Origin of the sequence: Pseudomonas cuatrocienegasensis, from assembly GCF_900110925.1 — a bacterium.
Lineage (GTDB): Bacteria > Pseudomonadota > Gammaproteobacteria > Pseudomonadales > Pseudomonadaceae > Aquipseudomonas > Aquipseudomonas cuatrocienegasensis.
In genome coordinates, this window is sequence record NZ_FOFP01000003.1 from 265,211 (window position 1) to 282,905 (window position 17,695).

General features: G+C 63.2%; 17 protein-coding genes. 10 read left to right on the plus strand and 7 right to left on the minus strand.

Going from position 1 to position 17,695, the window contains the following annotated elements; all coding sequences use genetic code 11:
• Nucleotides 1-64: 64 nt before the first annotated feature.
• Genes BMW49_RS06265 through BMW49_RS06275 form a run of 3 tightly spaced genes read left to right on the plus strand, consistent with a single transcriptional unit; the run spans nucleotide 65 to nucleotide 7,446 of the window.
• A complete protein-coding gene (locus BMW49_RS06265; RefSeq protein WP_083251653.1) occupies nucleotides 65-2,959 on the plus strand; it encodes a TonB-dependent receptor in 2,895 nt (964 codons plus the stop codon).
• A 12-nt stretch (nucleotides 2,960-2,971) separates the two neighbouring features.
• Complete coding sequence (locus BMW49_RS06270; RefSeq protein ID WP_069516479.1) at nucleotides 2,972-5,758, plus strand: M16 family metallopeptidase; 2,787 nt, start codon at nucleotides 2,972-2,974, stop codon at nucleotides 5,756-5,758.
• Nucleotides 5,755-7,446 (plus strand): ABC transporter ATP-binding protein/permease, encoded by a 1,692-nt coding sequence (locus BMW49_RS06275; protein ID WP_069516480.1) that lies wholly within the window; start codon nucleotides 5,755-5,757, stop codon nucleotides 7,444-7,446. Before BMW49_RS06270 ends, BMW49_RS06275 begins: the two co-directional genes overlap by 4 nt.
• Nucleotides 7,447-7,498: 52 nt before the next feature.
• Here the strand turns inward: BMW49_RS06275 and rnk are convergent, their stop codons facing one another.
• The 3 genes from rnk to cyaY form a co-directional block, all read right to left on the minus strand.
• The gene (gene rnk, locus BMW49_RS06280; RefSeq protein ID WP_069516481.1) at nucleotides 7,499-7,906 is read right to left on the minus strand and encodes a nucleoside diphosphate kinase regulator; all 408 of its coding nucleotides are present in this window, start codon (nucleotides 7,904-7,906) and stop codon (nucleotides 7,499-7,501) included.
• 118 nt (nucleotides 7,907-8,024) lie between these two features.
• Entirely contained in the window at nucleotides 8,025-8,189 is a 165-nt protein-coding gene (locus BMW49_RS06285; RefSeq protein ID WP_069516623.1) for a DUF1289 domain-containing protein, read from the minus strand.
• 19 nt (nucleotides 8,190-8,208) lie between these two features.
• The gene (gene cyaY, locus BMW49_RS06290; RefSeq protein WP_069516482.1) at nucleotides 8,209-8,541 is read right to left on the minus strand and encodes an iron donor protein CyaY; all 333 of its coding nucleotides are present in this window, start codon (nucleotides 8,539-8,541) and stop codon (nucleotides 8,209-8,211) included.
• Between the two features lie 245 nt (nucleotides 8,542-8,786).
• Here cyaY and lptM point away from each other — a divergent pair, with 245 nt between their 5' ends.
• The 6 genes from lptM to BMW49_RS06320 all read left to right on the plus strand — a co-directional run bounded on the left by lptM (nucleotide 8,787) and on the right by BMW49_RS06320 (nucleotide 13,365).
• Nucleotides 8,787-8,912, plus strand: a complete 126-nt coding sequence (gene lptM / locus BMW49_RS06295; protein WP_083251654.1) for an LPS translocon maturation chaperone LptM — start codon at nucleotides 8,787-8,789, stop codon at nucleotides 8,910-8,912.
• A 16-nt stretch (nucleotides 8,913-8,928) separates the two neighbouring features.
• The gene (lysA, locus tag BMW49_RS06300; protein WP_069516483.1) at nucleotides 8,929-10,176 is read left to right on the plus strand and encodes a diaminopimelate decarboxylase; all 1,248 of its coding nucleotides are present in this window, start codon (nucleotides 8,929-8,931) and stop codon (nucleotides 10,174-10,176) included.
• 5 nt (nucleotides 10,177-10,181) lie between these two features.
• On the plus strand, nucleotides 10,182-11,012 hold the full coding sequence (dapF, locus tag BMW49_RS06305; RefSeq protein ID WP_069516484.1) for a diaminopimelate epimerase: 831 nt from the start codon (nucleotides 10,182-10,184) through the stop codon (nucleotides 11,010-11,012).
• Complete coding sequence (locus BMW49_RS06310; protein ID WP_069516485.1) at nucleotides 11,009-11,707, plus strand: DUF484 family protein; 699 nt, start codon at nucleotides 11,009-11,011, stop codon at nucleotides 11,705-11,707. The genes dapF and BMW49_RS06310 overlap by 4 nt, the downstream gene beginning before the upstream one ends.
• A 63-nt stretch (nucleotides 11,708-11,770) precedes the next feature.
• Nucleotides 11,771-12,673: a tyrosine recombinase XerC gene (gene xerC, locus BMW49_RS06315; protein ID WP_069516486.1), complete on the plus strand. Its 903-nt coding sequence runs from the start codon at nucleotides 11,771-11,773 to the stop codon at nucleotides 12,671-12,673.
• A complete protein-coding gene (locus BMW49_RS06320) occupies nucleotides 12,670-13,365 on the plus strand; it encodes an HAD family hydrolase (RefSeq protein WP_069516487.1) in 696 nt (231 codons plus the stop codon). The genes xerC and BMW49_RS06320 overlap by 4 nt, the downstream gene beginning before the upstream one ends.
• 69 nt (nucleotides 13,366-13,434) lie before the next feature.
• Here the strand turns inward: BMW49_RS06320 and sutA are convergent, their stop codons facing one another.
• The 4 genes from sutA to glnK all read right to left on the minus strand — a co-directional run bounded on the left by sutA (nucleotide 13,435) and on the right by glnK (nucleotide 17,008).
• On the minus strand, nucleotides 13,435-13,758 hold the full coding sequence (gene sutA / locus BMW49_RS06325; protein WP_069516488.1) for a transcriptional regulator SutA: 324 nt from the start codon (nucleotides 13,756-13,758) through the stop codon (nucleotides 13,435-13,437).
• A 232-nt stretch (nucleotides 13,759-13,990) separates the two neighbouring features.
• Nucleotides 13,991-15,241 (minus strand): ammonium transporter, encoded by a 1,251-nt coding sequence (locus BMW49_RS06330; protein ID WP_069516489.1) that lies wholly within the window; start codon nucleotides 15,239-15,241, stop codon nucleotides 13,991-13,993.
• Between the two features lie 78 nt (nucleotides 15,242-15,319).
• Entirely contained in the window at nucleotides 15,320-16,633 is a 1,314-nt protein-coding gene (locus BMW49_RS06335; RefSeq protein WP_069516490.1) for an ammonium transporter, read from the minus strand.
• A 36-nt stretch (nucleotides 16,634-16,669) separates the two neighbouring features.
• Nucleotides 16,670-17,008, minus strand: a complete 339-nt coding sequence (gene glnK / locus BMW49_RS06340) for a P-II family nitrogen regulator (protein WP_003096476.1) — start codon at nucleotides 17,006-17,008, stop codon at nucleotides 16,670-16,672.
• A gap of 407 nt (nucleotides 17,009-17,415) precedes the next feature.
• Here glnK and BMW49_RS06345 point away from each other — a divergent pair, with 407 nt between their 5' ends.
• On the plus strand, nucleotides 17,416-17,688 hold the full coding sequence (locus BMW49_RS06345) for an accessory factor UbiK family protein (RefSeq protein WP_069516491.1): 273 nt from the start codon (nucleotides 17,416-17,418) through the stop codon (nucleotides 17,686-17,688).
• Nucleotides 17,689-17,695: the final 7 nt, after the last annotated feature.

Here is a 17,695-nt window from a genome sequence, read left to right on the forward strand (position 1 = left end):
GACGCAAGTGAGAGGCGTTCGCAAAGAACGCCACCGACCTTGCATCACCCGGGGAGACTTATACATGGCCACCACTGCACCGACCGCGACCCTGCTCAAGCGTTACCCCTGGCTGAGCAAAGCCAGCCTCGCGGCCTTGCTGCTTACCCAGCACTTGCCCGCACAGGCCGACGCCCTGCAAGAGCAGCTGACCCAACGCCAGGCCTTCGAGGTGCCCGCCCAGCCGCTGGCAGGCGCACTGCTGGAGTTCGCCCAGCAAGCCGGCCTGCAGGTCAGCGTCGACAGTGGCCTCGTCGGCGAGCGCAATTCACCTGGCATCAGCGGCGAATGGTCCACCCAAGAAGCCTTGCAACGTCTGCTCAGCGGCAGCGGCCTGCGCTGGCGCGTCAATACAGCCAATAGCCTGACCCTGGAAGTCGACCCGGACTACCGCGCCCAGGATCCTGCGGCATTGCAGACACCGGACATCGTGGTGCTGGGCAAGGCCGATCACAACTTTCAGGGCGAGGCCGTGATCAATAGGCGCGCCATCGAGAACTTCGCCGGCGGCAACGGCGACCTCACCACCATGCTGAAAATGCACCCCAGCGTGCGCTTCGACACCACCCAGCAAAGCTCCAATACCCCCGGCGAGATCAACCCGGCCGACATCAGCATCAACGGTGCCAAGTTCTACCAGAACAACTTTATGGTGGATGGCATCAGCATCAACAACGACCTTGATCCGGGGGCCAGTTCGGGGTCACGCAGCGACGTCAATGGGCAATACCTACTGCCCAGCAATGCATTTGGTATCGCCTTGGACGCTGACCTGCTGGAGGAGGTCAGGGTCTATGACTCCAACGTCTCGGCCAAATATGGACGGTTTAATGGTGGAGTTATCGATGCCATCACACGCCGGCCGACCAAAGAGTTTCATGGCAAGGTTTCTGCGCAGATGACCAAGTCTGACTGGACCCGTTACCACATCAACAATGACCAAATGAGCGACGAGGAATTCGCCAAATCGAGTACCTACTCCAACCAACCGGAGTTTGAAAAACTGTCTACCCGCGTCGTCCTTGAAGGCCACCTGACCGATAACTTCGGACTGATCGGCAACTTCGTGCGCAAGACCTCGGAAATTCCGCTGTATTCGTACGATGGCGGCTTTGAAAGTGCCGGCGACAAGACCAAGCACAACCAAGAACGCCTTATCGAAAACAAGATGGTCAAAGCGTTCTGGACGCCCAGCGATCGCCTGGACATGATCCTGACCCTGGTCGACGCCCCCGCCGAGAACACTTATTTCAAGAGCAATCAGCGAGACTCGGGCTTTCGCATTGACCAGGGCGGGCAAACCGCTGCCCTCAAGACAATCTGGACCGGCGACACGCTCACTTATACCCAGCAGTTTGCCTACAAGATGGTGCAAAGCTCGCGGGATGCCGATAGCAGTACGTTCAAACAATGGCGCTGGTCGCAAGAAAAGAACTGGGGCAACCCATACCGTGACGGTGTGCTGTACGCCGGCTCCACCAGCATAGAGGGGGGCATGGGCGATATCGAACAAGAGCAGAGCGGGCTTGAATACAACCTGGATATCCAGGCGATTCCTTTCGACCTGGCAGGCTCGGCTCATACGCTGTCCTTTGGCATGGAAGTACGCCGACAAAAAGCCTCTTATGAGGTATCAGAAGACACCCTTAGCGCGTCGGTTCTGCGCCGCAGTAATGCCACTGGCAGCAGCACTTGCGTGACCGCCAGCGGACAACTGGACAGTGATTACTGCTCGATCAGTGTGGATGCTATTGGTACCCCTGAACGCCAGTACTTCGGCTTATTGAATAGCGTGCGCGCTGGCAAGGTCGAGGCTGAGCAAATCGACTATGCGCTTTACCTGCAGGATGACATCCAGATCGGCAACCTGAAGCTGCGCCCCGGCGTGCGTTTTGATGCCGATGACTACATGGACAAAAAGACCATCGCCCCACGCTTTGCCGCCAGCTACGACTTCTTCGGTGACGAGACCAGCGTGCTCACCGCAGGCCTCAACCGCTACTACGGCCGCAACCTGTTCAAATACCGCCTCGCGGACGGGCGCGAGTCATTGCGCTGGCGCGCCACGCGTCTCAACTCAAGCACCGATACCATTCGCGACTTTGGTCCATGGACCAACTTTGGTGTAGACGAGAACAGCTTCCGCCAGCTCGACATCCCCTACGATGACGAATGGATGGTGGGCTTCTCACAGCGGCTGGTCAGCCTGCAATTTGAGCTCAAATATGTGCACCGCGACGGCAAGGATCAGGTTGTACGCAGCCGCGCCAATTACTTGGGACTGGAGCAAGGTAATGGCGTCGACGCCATCGACAACTACTACACCTACACCAACGCAGGGCAAAGCCGCAGCGAGACCGTAACCCTGACCGTCACCCCGCTCGAAAACCTCAAGTTCGCAGGCACCATGACAAGCTTTATGCTCGGCCTGGACTGGAACCGTACGCAAAGTCCACAGAGCAATTACGATGACCTGCTCAACGAAGACCGCCTGGCTGACGAAGATGTTTACTTTGATGGCCGGCTGATTCCTTACAGCGAATTGCCTGCGGACAACTTCAACCGCCCCTGGACAGCCCGCCTGAATACGGTCACCAGCATCCCGGCGCTGAACCTGACGTGGACAAACTTCCTGCGTTATCGGGGTGCTTATGAACAGATATTCCGGGCTACCCCTGAAAACATCACGATCAATGGCGGCACTTACGAAAACTATGAAGTTGGCGAAGTAAGTGCGGCACCAACCTGGGACACCCGGGTCAAGTGGACATTGCCGCTGGGCGGTTCACAGTCGACTTACGTGGCAGTAGATGTCACCAACGTCACCGACAAAGTCAACAATATCGTCAGTAACACCGCCGGTGTAATCAGCTACGAAACCGGCCGCCAATACTGGCTCGAAGTCGGCTACCAATTCTAAAAGGCGCGCGCCATGTACTCCGTGAAAATCCTTTTCGCGGCACTGGCAGCGTTGCTGCTTGGTGCCTGTAGCCACCTGCCCGCCGGCGATACACCACTGCCCTGGCACCCCATCGTCAGCCGTGGCGAGCTGCCCAACGGCCTGCGCTACAACCTGATCCCTATCGATGCGCAAAAAGGCCGCCTGGATATACGCCTGACAGTGCACGCCGGCTCGGTGGACGAAGCCGATGACCAAGTCGGCATCGCTCATATGCTTGAGCACCTGACCTTCTACAGCCACGGCGGCGATGCGCTCGACGTACGCCAGCGTCTGCAGAAAGCCGGCTGGCTACAGGGCCGCCACTTCAATGCGGTCACCAACTACGAACGCACCCAGTACCTGCTCAGCCCGCCCGATGGCACAGCGAGCACTGCGTTGGCCCTGCAAGCGCTGTCGACGATGGCCTTCGCGGGCGACTACAGCACAGCCGACCTGCAGCGCGAGCGGCCCATCGTGATCGAAGAGTGGCGCGGCGGCCTCGGCGTGGCACAGCGCATGAACGCCAAACGCGCCGCCGCCCAGCGCACCGGTTCGCGTTACCCGGCACACCGCACCATCGGCAATCGCCAGGCCATCGAGCAGGCCAAGCTGGCGGCGCTGCACGCGTTCCAGCAGCGCTGGTACCTGCCGAACAATATGGTGCTGAACATCGTCGGCGACTTCGATCCGCAGCAGATGATCCAACAGATCGAGCAGCACTTCGGCGCGCCCGCGCGTGGCGAACGCCCATCGCGCGAGCACCTGGAATTGCCATTGGATGACCAGTTGAAAGTCTTCCGTGTGCAGGACAGCCAGAGCGGCAGCAACCAGGTCGCCCTGCTGTTTCGCTTCCGTCAGTTGGACATTCGTGAGCAAACCCAGGCCGGCGGGCGTGAGCGCTTGCTTGATCGCCTGGCGCTCAGCCTGCTGTCACGGCAACTGCGCCGCCAACCGCTGGATGAAGGCGTGGCCAGCCTGACCGCGGTCAAGACTCAGATCGGCCGGCGCACCGGCGTACTGGCAGTGGCTGCCAGCGTCAAAGGTCAGCGACATGAGCAGGCCTTGCAGAGCGTACTGCGCGAGCTTGAGCGGGTGCGCCAGCACGCCTCATACGACGCTGATGTGCACGCGGTAAAGGATGAGGTGCGGCAGATCGCCGAGCGCATGCTGACGAAGCCGGTGACCCGGGATTTCGACGCTTGGGTGCGGCAACTCAATGACGCCACCCTGGGCGAACGGATACTGCAGGACCCAGAAGCCATCGCGCGCAACACCCTCGTCAACCTTGACAGCATCAGCAGCCGCGAGCTGCACCAGCGCATAAACAGTTGGCTCGCCAGCCCGGATCGGGTGCTGCAACTCAGCGCGCCAGGCGGTACGCCGCTGACCCTGCCTGACGCCGACAGGGTCGAGCAGCAGGCCCGTGACTGGACAGCCAGCCAACTCGCCGCACCGCAGGCGCCAACCGCCCCGGTGGCAGTGGTTATCCCTACGCTGCACAGCAGCGTAGCGGTTGGTCGTATCGATACGCGTCGCCGCTTTGCCGCTGAAAACGTCGAACACTGGCAGTTGAGCAATGGTGACCGCCTGGTATGGCTGCGCGCACAAGGGGCCGACGGCAAAGCACAGCTGCGCGTCGATTCCGGTGCCGGCTTTATGCACCAGGGCGCGCCAGCCTGGCGCGCGCAGATCGCCAACCAGCTAGCCCTGCAGATGCCGCCCCTGGGCTGGAGTGCCGAGCAGTTCAGCGCCTGGAAACAGCGCGAAGCTGTGCAACTGTCCTTTACCCAAGGCCCGCAGCGCTTGGAAGCCCAGGGCAACGCCGAGCCCGCACAGCTGGCCAGCCTGCTGGCGCTCTACCAGGCGCAGCAAGTCCGTAGCCACCTGGACGACACCGCCTATCGCGAGAGCCTGGATGACCTGCGTGAGCGCGTGCTGCGCCAACGCGATCACGTGCGCAGCACGCAAGACGCCACCTGGCGTGAGCTCAAACAGGGCCAGAATGACTGGCAAGAGCCGACCACCCAGGCAATCGACCGGCTCAGCCGGCAGGTGCTGGAAGCCGAATGGCGCCGCCAAGCCGCCGCGCCAGTGACCTACTACCTGATGGCCGACCTGCCGGCGGCCGAGCTGCAAACGCTGGTCAGCCGTTACCTGGCCGGTATTCCACGGGGCGAGCCGCTGGCCAGTAAGCCCAGCCCTCGCCAGCCGGGCCAACGCCAGACCACTCTGGCCATCGCTCGTGAGCCGCGCGCCAGCCTCTATGCGGGGAGTTTCCAGCCTTACCCGTGGACCCCGGCGGATGCCGCGCGGGTGGCAGCCCTGCGCGAGATCGCCAACGCGTTGCTCAAGCAGCGCCTGCGCGGCGAAGCCGGCGGCATTTACAGCCTGAAGTTCGACAGCGAGCTCAGCCCCGAGCACCAGCGCATCGACAGCGAGCTGCGCTTCAGCAGTGATCCACAGCGCGCCGATGAGCTCTGGCAACTGGCCCGCCAGACGCTGGCCAGCCTGCCCGAAGCCATCGACGACACGCGTGTGGCTGCCATGCGCCGCGAGCTGACGCGCCAGGAAGCGCGGCGCCGCGCAGACCCCGACACTCAACTGCATCGTCTGATGCTCAGCGAGCGCGTCTGGAACGACCCGCGTTACCTCAGCGAACAGCAGCTGCTGCCCGCGGCGCTTGAGCCTGCGGCCCTCAAGCGTCTGGCCCGCCAGCTTTTCCCCGAGGCCAATCAAGTGCGCCTGCAAGTGCTGCCGGTACAGGACGCAGAGTCATGAAAACCCTGCGCCTGTTCTTCGCCCTGGCCCGCCCCTTCTGGGCCAGCCGCGCCGGCTGGCCGGGCTGGTTGCTGCTGGCTTCGGTGTTCGCCATGGGCGCCGGCATCGTGCAGGTCAACGTCTATATCAACGCCTGGAGCAAGACCTTCTACGACACCCTGGCGACCTTCAATGGCAGCGCCCTGCTCGATCTGATGGGTACTTACTCACTGGCCATCGGTGCGCTGATCCTGGTGATCGTGTCGAAGAACTGGCTGACCAAGGCGCTGATCCTGCGCTGGCGCCAGCACCTCAACGATCACCTGCTCGAGCGCTGGCTGGGTGAACGTCGCTATTACCGGCTAGGTCTCGGCAGCGAACCGGATCACCCGGACCAGCGCATCGCCGAAGACGCGCACCTGCTGACGGACAAGACTGTCGGCCTGGTGGTGTCGCTGTTTATCAATACGCTGCAGATCGGTGCCTTCGTCAGCGTTCTCTGGCAACTCTCCGGCACCCAGACCTTCAGCCTCGGTGACTACAGCCTGACCCTCGACGGTTACCTGGTCTGGGCCGTGCTGATCTATACCCTGATCGGCACCCTGGTCACTCACTGGCTGGGCCATCCGCTGCACGGCCTCAACTACGAACGTCAGCGCAGCGAGGCAGCCTTTCGCGCCGACCTGCTGCGCAAACGCGACCATGCCGAACAGATCGCCCTGTACGGCGGTGAACAGGCCGAGCGGCAGAGCCTGGGGCTACGCTTCGCCGCCATTGCCGACAACTGGCGCGGCCTGATGCGCCGGGAGCTGAAACTTGGGACATTCACCGTTGGTTATGACCGCGTCAGCAATATCGTGCCGGTGTTCATCGCGTTGCCTGCGTTCCTGGCCAAAACCATCACCCTGGGCGGGTTGATGCAAATCCGCACAGCCTTCGGCGCGGTACATGAATCGCTGAGCTGGTTTATCTACTCCTACCGCACCCTGATGGAGTGGAGCGCCACGGTGCAGCGCCTGGGTCAGTTTCAGCAGGCCATGGAGCGGCTGGAGCCCATCGAACTCGGTCGTGGCGAGGCGCTCAACACCTGTGGGCTGGATGTCCTGCGCCCCAATGGTGAGCCGCTACTCTGTGGCCTGACGCTGCAGGCCCGTCCGGGCGAATGGCTGCGCCTGGCGGGCGACAGCGGCCTGGGTAAATCCACGCTGCTGCGTACCCTGATGGGCCTCTGGCCGCATCACCGCGGTACCTGGCAGCTACCGGGCGGGCGCAACCTGTTACTGCCCCAGAAACCCTACGTGGCCAGCGGCCGCCTGGACCAGTTGCTCGCCTACCCGGCGACGCAGATTCCAGACCCGCTCGAACTGATTGGCGCACTGAAGGATGTTGGCCTCGGCCATCTGGCGACGGCGCTGCAGCGCGACGCCGAATGGGGCCGGGAGCTTTCCGGCGGCGAGCAACAGCGCCTGGCCCTGGCCCGCGCCCTGCTCTATCGCCCGGATACCCTGTACCTCGACGAAGCCACCAACCAGCTCGATGAACAGGCTGCTTGCGCGGTACTCGAGCGTCTGCGCGAGCGCTTGCCCGATTGCACGCTGATCGGCGTCAGCCACCAGCCTGCGGTACAGCGGTTGTTCGAGCGCAGTATTGATCTGCAGACGTGTGGAGTGACCTGTAAGCCGGTGAAGCTGGAGCTGCTACCGGCTTGAACAGCCTCCGTAGTCGCCCAGGACCGGGCGACTACGGGCAAGGTCGGTCGCCTTAGCGGGCGTATTCACCCGCCGCTTCGGGCTGGTACTCGACCGCCAGCAAGGTGAGTTTGAGCACCTTGCCGTTGGGTCCGGTCCAGTCGATGTGCTGACCGACGGTCAGCCCCAGCAGGGCACTGCCGACCGGCGCGAGAATACTCACGGTGCCTTCGCCGCCGGCATCCTGGGGGTAGACCAGGGTCAGGTGATAGTCCTTGCCGCTGCTCTCCTCGCGGCAATGCACGCGCGAATTCATGGTCACCACACCGGCGGGCACCTCGTCATGCCCAACCACGTCGGCACGGTCCAGTTCGGCCTGCAAGGCTTCGGCACCGGGGCCGAAGTCATCCAGGCTGTCGAGCAGGTGCTCCAGACGTTGCAGGTCGAGACGGGTAATGGTGATGGTCGGGGTGTCGGTCATGGTGAGTGCGTCGCTCCTTGTGCGGACATCAAAAAACAAAACCCCGCTGCAGGCAGCGGGGTTTTGAACACGTAGGACCGACCGTAACACAGCCACCCGAATAAACAAGACTGGCCGATCAGCGCGGCCGATCACGCAAACGCGCCTCGGCCTCGGCGCAGATCAAGCGCCGCCGTGTCTCAGTGGCCTGCCCCCATTCGAGGATCTGCGCCAGGGAGCGGCCGCAGCCCAGGCACACATCCTGGGCATCCAGGCAGCACTGGCGGCGGCAGGGCGAGGCGATGGGTGCGCCGTCGCCAGGCTCAGAGCTCTTCGAACTCAAGCTCGACACCGGCCTGCTCACGGGTGATGCGCACCAGCATTTCGCCCAGTTGCTCGTCGCTGCTATCGCAGATCCAGCGGTCACTGGCGGCGTCGTAATCGAAGTGGAAACCGCCCGAGCGCGCGGCGACCCACAGCTGGCGGATCGGCTCCTGGCGGCTGAGGATCAGCTGGGTGCCGTTCTCGAAACGCACGGTCAGTACCCCGGCGGAGTTTTCCAGGTCGAGGTCCAGGTCGCTGTCATCGAAAATGTCTTCGACCGCTTGCTGTACGGCGTCGACCAGATCGTGAAAGCGGGCTTCGGTCAAACTCATTGCAGGTGTCCTCGAAAGAAATCGGCAGCAGAAAGTCCCGACCGGCGGCAACAGCGCCACCCGGCCAAGGCCGAACAAAATAGCAGTTTTGCCGGTGCAACTCGCCCTCAGCGTAGCCGACAACCCCGCCAGCCTGCACCCCGCCACCCGCCGAAGCCCCGCCCGGCGGGCACCCTGGCGCATAGGCAAGGCGCCAGGGGCTCGGTATACTCCGAGCCATTCCCGCTTTATTGAAGGACTTCACCATGAAGCCGCTGCTCACCGCCCTGATCGCGCTGATCGCCGCCACCTCGCTGCTCGCCGGCTGCGGCCAGAAAGGCCCGCTGTACCTGCCCGAGGAAACCCCTTCTGCGCCGGCGCAGAGCCAATAACAACAAGGACGGTTCCATGAACGCTTTTGACTACCGCGACGGTTCGCTGTTCGCGGAGGGCGTGGCCTTGTCCGCCATTGCCCAGCGCTTCGGCACGCCCACTTACGTCTACTCGCGTGCCCACATCGAGGCGCAATACCGCGCCTACGCCGACGCCCTGCAGGGCGTGCCCCACCTGGTCTGCTTCGCAGTCAAGGCCAACTCCAACCTCGGCGTGCTCAACGTCCTCGCCCGCCTCGGTGCCGGTTTCGATATCGTCTCGCGCGGCGAACTTGAGCGTGTCCTGGCCGCCGGTGGCGAGCCGGGCAAGATTGTCTTCTCCGGCGTCGGCAAGAGCCGTGAAGACATGCGCCGCGCCCTGGAAGTGGGCGTGCACTGCTTCAACGTCGAGTCCACTGACGAGCTGGAGCGCCTGCAAATCGTTGCCGCCGAGCTGGGCAAGACGGCGGCGATCTCGCTGCGGGTCAACCCGGATGTCGACGCGGGCACCCACCCGTACATTTCCACGGGGCTGAAAGAGAACAAGTTCGGCATCGCCATTGCCGATGCACCGGCCGTGTACGCCCGCGCCGCTGCCCTGGCGAACCTGCAGGTCGTCGGTGTCGACTGCCATATCGGCTCGCAACTGACCACGCTGCCGCCGTTCCTCGACGCCCTAGACCGCCTGCTGGCGCTGATCGATCAGCTCGCCAGTGACGGCATCCGCATCAAGCACCTGGACCTCGGCGGCGGCCTCGGCGTGCAGTACCGTGACGAGCAGCCGCCGCAGGCCGGTGATTACATTGCGGCCGTGCGTGAGCGAATCGCCGGGCGCGACCTGACCCTGGTGTTCGAGCCGGGCCGTTCGATCGTCGCCAACGCGGGCGTGTTGCTGACCCAGGTCGAGTACCTCAAGCACACCGAGCACAAGGATTTCGCCATCGTCGATGCGGCGATGAACGACCTGATCCGTCCGGCCCTGTACCAGGCCTGGATGGAGGTGGTGGCCGTGCAGCCGCGCGACAGCGCGCCGCGCCAGTACGACATCGTCGGGCCGATCTGCGAGACCGGTGACTTCCTCGCCAAGGACCGCACCCTGGCCCTGGCCGAAGGCGATCTGCTGGCCGTGCGCTCGGCCGGTGCCTACGGCTTCGTCATGAGCTCGAACTACAACACCCGCGGCCGCGCCGCCGAAGTAATGGTCGACGGCGAGCAGGCCTACGAAGTACGTCGCCGCGAAACCCTGGCCGAACTCTTTGCGGGCGAAAGCCGCCTGCCGGAGTAGTGCCGATGTTATTGCGATTTACCAAGATGCACGGGCTGGGCAATGACTTCATGGTCCTCGACCTGGTCAGCCAGCACGCGCACATCCAGCCGAAGAACGCCAAGCAGTGGGGCGACCGCCACACCGGCGTGGGCTTCGATCAGTTGCTGCTGGTCGAGCCGCCGAGCAACCCGGACGTGGACTTCCGTTACCGCATCTTCAATGCCGACGGCTCCGAGGTCGAGCAGTGCGGCAACGGCGCGCGCTGCTTTGCCCGCTTCGTGCTGGACAAGCGCCTGACGGTGAAGAAGCAGATCCGTGTGGAAACCAAGGGCGGCATCATCGAGCTGGATGTCCGCGCCGATGGCCAGATCACAGTGAACATGGGCCCGCCGCGCCTCACGCCGGCAGATATCCCCTTCCAGGCCGAGCAGCAGGCGCTCAGCTACGCGGTTGAAGTCGACGGCCAGAGCGTCGAACTGGCCGCCGTGTCCATGGGCAACCCCCATGCGGTGCTGCGTGTCGCCAGCGTCGACGACGCGCCAGTGCACAGCCTGGGGCCGCAACTCGAACACCATCCGCGCTTCCCGCAGCGGGTCAATGTCGGCTTTCTCCAGGTGCTCGACCGCCAGCGCGCCAAGCTGCGCGTCTGGGAACGCGGCGCCGGGGAAACCCAGGCCTGCGGCACCGGCGCTTGCGCGGCCGCAGTGGCGGCGATCAGCCAGGGCTGGATGGACTCGCCGGTGCAGCTGGAGCTGCCCGGCGGCAAACTGACCATCGAGTGGGCAGGCCACGGCCACCCCGTTATGATGACCGGACCTGCCATGCGCGTGTACGAAGGACAAGTTCGTCTATGACCGACAAGCCCCAAGCACCGACCCCACTGGACTCGGAAACGGTTGCCGCCTACCTGCGCCTGCACCCCGAGTTCTTTATCGACCACGATGAGCTGATCCCCGAGCTGCGCATTCCGCACCAGCGTGGCGATACCGTGTCGCTGGTCGAACGCCAGGTCAAGCTGCTGCGCGAGCGCAACATCGACATGCGCCACCGGATGGCGCAACTGATGGAAGTGGCCCGCGACAACGACCGCCTGTTCGACAAGACCCGCCGCCTGGTCCTCGACCTGCTCGATGCCGGCTCCCTGGAAGAAGTCGTCAGTTGCGTCGAAGACAGCCTGCGCCGCGAGTTCCAGGTGCCATTCGTCAGCCTGATCCTGTTCAGCGAATCCCCCGTGCCGGTGGGCCGTTCGGTCAGCAGCGCCGAAGCGCATCAGGCCATTGGCGGTCTGCTGTCCGGCGGTAAGACCCTGTGCGGCGTGCTGCGCGAGCATGAACTGAAGTTTCTGTTCGGCGAAGCGGATGGCAGCCAGGTCGGCTCGGCCGCTGTGGTGGGTCTCAGCCACCAGGGCCTGCATGGCGTCCTGGCAATCGGCAGCGCCGACCCGCAGCACTACAAGAGCTCGATCGGCACCCTGTTTCTCGGCTATATCGCCGAAGTGCTGGCCCGTGTTCTGCCCAGCTTCTCCACGCCACTGCGTTCGGTTCGTTAAACGACGCGCCTGTCCGGCGCCGCGGACTGCTGATGACTGCTCTCCCCTCTTGGAGCTTGCCGCGTGAACCTTGAAGCTGCTCTAGACGCCTACCTCGAGCACCTGCGCAGCGAACGCCAGTTGTCGCCACATACCCTCAGCGGCTACCGGCAGGATTTGAACCGCCTGCTGGCCCTCTGCGAACGCGAGCAGATCGCCCATTGGGCCGACCTGCAACCCGCCCAACTGCGCCGCCTGGTGGCCCGCCTGAACCTCGAAGGCCAGGCCAGCCGCAGCCTCGCCCGGCTGCTTTCGGCGACGCGCGGCTTCTACCGCTACCTGATCCGTGAAGGTCATTGCCAGTGCGACCCGGCCAGCGGCCTGACCCCGCCCAAGGGCGAACGCCGCCTGCCGCGCACCCTGGATGCCGACCGCACCGCGCAACTGCTCGATGGCGCCCAGGAGGACGACTTTATCGCCCGCCGCGATCACGCCATGCTCGAACTGTTCTACTCCTCGGGCTTGCGCCTGTCCGAGCTGGTCAACCTCAACCTTGATGGCCTGGACTTGGGCAGCGGCCTGGTGCGGGTCGTCGGCAAGGGCAACAAGACCCGCGAACTGCCGGTCGGGCGCATGGCCCGCCAGGCCCTCGACGCCTGGCTGCCGCTGCGCGCCCTGGCCAACCCGCTCGATGGCGCGCTGTTCATCAGCCGCCAGGGCCGCCGCATCGGCCCCCGTGCCGTGCAACTGCGGGTACGTCAGGCGGGCATCAGCGAGCTCGGCCAGCACCTGCACCCACACATGCTGCGCCACAGCTTCGCCAGCCATATGCTGGAGTCGTCCCAAGACCTGCGGGCCGTGCAGGAGCTGCTCGGCCACGCCGATATCGCCACCACCCAGGTCTATACCCACCTGGATTTCCAGCACCTGGCCACGGTGTATGACGGCGCCCACCCGCGCGCCAAACGCAAAGGCAACACGCCATGACTGTCCAGCTGATCACCTTCGACCTCGATGACACCCTGTGGGAGGTCGCCCCCGTAATGACCAGTGCCGAGGCCGTGCTGCGCGACTGGCTGAGCCTCAACGCCAGTCGCCTGGGACCAGTACCGGTGGAACATCTTTGGCGTATCCGCGCGCGCCTGCTGGAGGCCGAGCCGCTGCTCAAACATCGCCTGAGCGAGCTGCGCCGACGTATCCTGTTCCACGCCCTGGAAGAGGCCGGCTATGCCCATGAAGACGCCGTGCACCTGGCCGAGGCCGGTTTTCAGGTGTTTCTCGCAGCGCGCCATGAGGTGCAGCTGTTCAGCGATGTGCACCCGACCCTGGAAACCCTGGCCAGCCGCTACCGCCTGGGGGTGATCACCAACGGCAACGCCGATGTACGCCGCCTTGGCCTGGCCGACTACTTCCAGTTCGCCCTCTGTGCCGAAGAGCTGGGCATCGGCAAACCCGACCCGGCACCGTTTCGCGAAGCCCTGAGCCGCGCCGGAATTGCCGCCGAGCATGCCGTACACATCGGTGATCACCCCGATGATGACATCGCCGGGGCCAAGGCCGCCGGCCTGCGCGCCATCTGGTTCAACCCACGCGGCCTGGACTGGGCCGGCCCCCAACCGGCTGACGCCGAGGTACGCAGCCTGGCCGAGCTTCCCGCGCTGCTGCAGCGCTGGGCCTGACGCCCCAAGAGCGCACCCACCACAAAAAACCCGCCAACATGGGCGGGTTCTTCGAGAGCGACGACACCTTCAGATAGGACGGCTACCGTATTTGCTGTCCGGCTTCTTGGGTGGGTCGGCTACCACATTCGGCTCGACTTCCTGCACTTTGCCGCCACGGGAGAGAAACTCTTCCATGGCGCGAGCCAGAGCATCGCGCTCCTTCTGCTTGGCCTCAACACTGGGCAGGTCGTCGATATCGACCGCCTTGGCCTTGGTCTTCTTGCCAGGTACAGCCACATCACTGTCGCTGTCCACGTCATCGGCGGCCTCACCATCATCCGCTGCGGCCAGCTCCTCGCCGTCCTCTTCAGCCCCGTCCAGCTCGTCTTGTTCCAGTTCTTCGTCGCTCATGTTCAACCTCATGACTTGCGAAAAGCAGGTTAGTTATAGCCCAGTAGCGTGCGCTTTCGCACCCCACCGGAAAAAATTCAAATGACCATGCCCGGTCAGGTCGCCCGCGTTTGCTAACGCTGGCTGGGCAAGCACCGCTGACCTGAAATCGTGCCCGACGGCGCGCATTCTAGCGCGCTGCCAGAAAAAACAAAGGGCGCCTTTCGGCGCCCTCGTTGTACCGCCCGAAGAATCAGTTCTTGGTGAACTCCGGATAGGCTTCCATACCGCACTCGGCGATGTCGACGCCTTCGTATTCTTCCTCTTCGCTGACACGCAGACCGATCACCGCCTTGATGATCGACCAGACGATCAGGCTGGCCACAAAGACCCAGGCGAAGATCGACGCAATACCCAGCAGCTGGGCACCCAGGCTGGCATCGGCATTGGTCAGGCAGACGGCCAGCAGGCCCCAGATACCGACTACACCGTGTACCGAGATGGCACCGACCGGATCATCGAGCTTGAGCTTGTCCAGGCCAAGGATGGAGAACACCACCAGCACGCCACCTACGCCACCGATCAGGGTCGCCTGCAGGGCGCTCGGGGTCAGCGGTTCTGCGGTAATCGCCACCAGGCCGGCCAGAGCACCGTTGAGGGCCATGGTCAGGTCAGCCTTGCCGAACAGGATGCGCGCCACGATCAGCGCGGCGATCAGACCACCGGCAGCCGCCATGTTGGTGTTGACGAACACCTGAGCCACGGCATTGGCGTCTTCGATGGTGCTCATCTTCAGCTGCGAGCCACCATTGAAGCCGAACCAGCCCATCCACAGGATGAAGGTACCCAGCGCAGCCATTGGCAGGTTGGCGCCAGGGATGGCGTTGACCTGACCGTTAGCCCCGTACTTGCCCTTACGAGCCCCAAGCAGCAGTACACCCGCCAGAGCAGCGGAGGCACCGGCCATGTGTACGATGCCGGAACCGGCGAAGTCGAGGAAACCAGCTTCGTTGAGGAAGCCCGAACCCCATTTCCAGAAGCCCTGAACCGGGTAGATGAAGCCGGTCATGACCACGGCGAATGCCAGGAAGGCCCACAGTTTCATGCGCTCGGCGACAGCACCGGAGACGATCGACATACAGGTCGCGGCGAACACCACCTGGAAGAAGAAGTCCGAACGAGCCGAGTAGTAGGGGGCATCGTCACCGCCGGCCAGCACCGACTCGACGCTGTTTTCATCACCGATCAGGAAACCCAGGCTCGGCAGAATGCCGCCTTCCGGGCTGGAGTACATGATGTGGTAGCCGATCACCAGGTACATGACGCTGGCCACCGCATACAGCGCGATGTTCTTGGTCAGGATCTCGGTGGTGTTCTTGGCGCGCACCAGGCCGGATTCGAGCATGGCAAAACCCGCTGCCATCCACATCACCAAAGCGCCACAAATCAGAAAGTAGAAGGTATCAAAACCGTACTGCAGTGCAGTCAATGCTGTGTTATCCATGGTTCACCTCTTGCCGGCGCGCTTTATAGCGCTGTTCGGTTAAGGCGTCCGGGTTGGCGCCGGACGCACTCCGTGTGCTTACAGGTTGTAGCCACGCTCGTTGTGCAGCGCGAGGTCGAGACCGATGTTCTCTTCTTCGTCACTGACCCGCAGGCCCATTACTAGATCAATCACTTTCAGAATCACGAAGGTCACCACCGCGGTGTAGACCACCGTGAATGCCACGCCCTCGATCTGGATCCACACCTGCGCGGGGATGTTCTCCACCGTGCCGAAACCGCCCAGCGCCGGCGCCGCGAAGGCCCCGGTGAGAATGGCACCGACAATGCCGCCCACGGCGTGTACGCCGAAGACGTCCAGGGAGTCGTCATAGCCCAGCTTGCGTTTGAGGCTGGTGGCGCAGAAGAAGCAGATCACGCCCGAAGCCAGACCGATCACCAGCGCCCCCATGGGGCCCGCAGTACCGGAAGCCGGGGTGATCGCCACCAGACCCGCGACCGCACCCGAAGCGATGCCCAGCACGCTCGGTTTACGATGGGTGATCCACTCGGCAAACATCCAGCTCAGCGCCGCAGTGGCCGTGGCGATCTGGGTGACCAGCATGGCCATGCCGGCGCTGCCGTTGGCAGCCAGGGCCGAGCCGGCGTTAAAGCCGAACCAGCCGACCCAGAGCATGCTGGCGCCAATCAGGGTGTAACCGAGGTTGTGCGGCGGCATGGCCGTGGTTGGAAAGCCCTTGCGCTTGCCCAGCACCAGGCACGCCACCAGACCGGCGATACCGGCATTGATGTGCACCACAGTGCCACCCGCGAAGTCGAGCACGCCCCAATCCCACATCAACGCACCGTCACCGCTCCACACCATGTGGGCGATTGGGGTGTAGACGAGGGTGAACCAGACCGTCATGAAGACCAGCATGGCCGAGAACTTCATGCGTTCGGCGAAAGCGCCGACGATCAGGGCGGGGGTGATGATGGCGAACGTCATCTGGAAGGTGATGAACACGCTTTCCGGAATCCCGGCCACCAGGCTGTCCAACGTCAGGCCGCTGAGGAAGGCTTTCGAAAAACCGCCGACGAAGGAATTGAAATTGACCACACCCTGCTCCATGCCGGTGGTGTCAAAGGCCAGGCTGTAACCATAAAGAACCCAGAGCACGCTGATCAGACCGGTGATGGCAAAACACTGCATCAGCACTGACAGGACGTTCTTGGAACGCACCATGCCGGCGTAAAACAGCGCCAAGCCTGGAATGGTCATGAACAACACCAGCACGGTCGCGACCAGCATCCAGGCCGTGTCACCACCGTTCAAAACTGCCTCGTCGGCCATGGCAATGCCAGGGACGAGAGACAAAAGGGCTCCTAGCCCTGCGATTTTTCGCAGAGTCATGGGGGTTACTCCTGGGGCGTGGGGTTCGGAGGCGGTTTAGATCGCGTCGGTATCGGTTTCGCCGGTACGGATGCGGATCGCCTGTTCCAGGTTAACGACGAAAATCTTGCCGTCACCGATCTTGCCGGTGTTGGCAGCCTTGGTGATTGCTTCGATGACACGGTCGAGTTGGTCATCGGCGATGGCCACGTCGATCTTCACCTTTGGCAGGAAGTCGACGACGTATTCAGCGCCGCGGTACAACTCGGTATGACCTTTCTGGCGACCGAAGCCTTTGACTTCAGTAACGGTAATGCCCTGCACGCCGATTTCCGACAGTGACTCACGGACGTCGTCCAGCTTGAACGGCTTGATGATGGCAGTGACTAGCTTCATGAAACTTTCTCCCGTGTAAGGTGGACTTGCCCCAGGAATTACGAACCCGGCCCAAGTCTAAGCGCAGTGTCTGGCTTTTGTAATGCGTTAGCGGACCAGCCTGGCCCCACCAACACCCACCAACCGCTCCTGATGCAGCACATACCTGAGCTACACCTGATGCACCGCTACAGCCCCGGTGCATGCGTCACAAGGGGCTAAGCAGAAAGCTTGCCATGTCACGCAAACGCACGTTCTTGAGGCTATTACTGGTGTAGAGGGGGACCTGGCGTCGACGATGCGCACAATTACGGTGCATCGAAGCACAGCATGGCGCGCGAAAATCGTGCACTGACGACTTACCCACCCAGGCATAAGCGCTGCAACGCCCGTGCTACACTGCCGTCGTCTGCCTCTGGAACTGTCTTATGCTGCCGCCAAAAGCCCTGCTCGATGCCCTTAGCAACCACGCTTCGCGCTTGTTCAACGGTGAGTCGCCGCTGCCTCGCGCCGAATTCGAGGCTCAATTCAAGGCCTTGCTGCAGAGCGGCTTCAGTAAACTCGACCTGGTCAGCCGGGAAGAATTCGACAGTCAGATGGTGGTCCTGGCACGTACCCGTGCCCGTCTCGAGGCCCTCGAAGCCAAAGTCGCGGCGCTCGAAGCCACCCCAGTGGTGACACCGCCCAACCCCGCCGAGTAACACCTCG

Bases quoted from the DNA above. Each gene is read 5' to 3' on its own strand.
- BMW49_RS06265 (WP_083251653.1), top strand. From the start codon at position 65: ATGGCCACCACTGCACCGACCGCGACCCTGCTCAAGCGTTACCCCTGG.
- BMW49_RS06270 (WP_069516479.1), top strand. From the start codon at position 2,972: ATGTACTCCGTGAAAATCCTTTTCGCGGCACTGGCAGCGTTGCTGCTT.
- BMW49_RS06275 (WP_069516480.1), top strand. From the start codon at position 5,755: ATGAAAACCCTGCGCCTGTTCTTCGCCCTGGCCCGCCCCTTCTGGGCC.
- rnk (WP_069516481.1), bottom strand. From the start codon at position 7,906: ATGACCGACACCCCGACCATCACCATTACCCGTCTCGACCTGCAACGT.
- cyaY (WP_069516482.1), bottom strand. From the start codon at position 8,541: ATGAGTTTGACCGAAGCCCGCTTTCACGATCTGGTCGACGCCGTACAG.
- lptM (WP_083251654.1), top strand. From the start codon at position 8,787: ATGAAGCCGCTGCTCACCGCCCTGATCGCGCTGATCGCCGCCACCTCG.
- lysA (WP_069516483.1), top strand. From the start codon at position 8,929: ATGAACGCTTTTGACTACCGCGACGGTTCGCTGTTCGCGGAGGGCGTG.
- dapF (WP_069516484.1), top strand. From the start codon at position 10,182: ATGTTATTGCGATTTACCAAGATGCACGGGCTGGGCAATGACTTCATG.
- BMW49_RS06310 (WP_069516485.1), top strand. From the start codon at position 11,009: ATGACCGACAAGCCCCAAGCACCGACCCCACTGGACTCGGAAACGGTT.
- BMW49_RS06320 (WP_069516487.1), top strand. From the start codon at position 12,670: ATGACTGTCCAGCTGATCACCTTCGACCTCGATGACACCCTGTGGGAG.
- sutA (WP_069516488.1), bottom strand. From the start codon at position 13,758: ATGAGCGACGAAGAACTGGAACAAGACGAGCTGGACGGGGCTGAAGAG.
- BMW49_RS06330 (WP_069516489.1), bottom strand. From the start codon at position 15,241: ATGGATAACACAGCATTGACTGCACTGCAGTACGGTTTTGATACCTTC.
- BMW49_RS06335 (WP_069516490.1), bottom strand. From the start codon at position 16,633: ATGACTCTGCGAAAAATCGCAGGGCTAGGAGCCCTTTTGTCTCTCGTC.
- glnK (WP_003096476.1), bottom strand. From the start codon at position 17,008: ATGAAGCTAGTCACTGCCATCATCAAGCCGTTCAAGCTGGACGACGTC.
- BMW49_RS06345 (WP_069516491.1), top strand. From the start codon at position 17,416: ATGCTGCCGCCAAAAGCCCTGCTCGATGCCCTTAGCAACCACGCTTCG.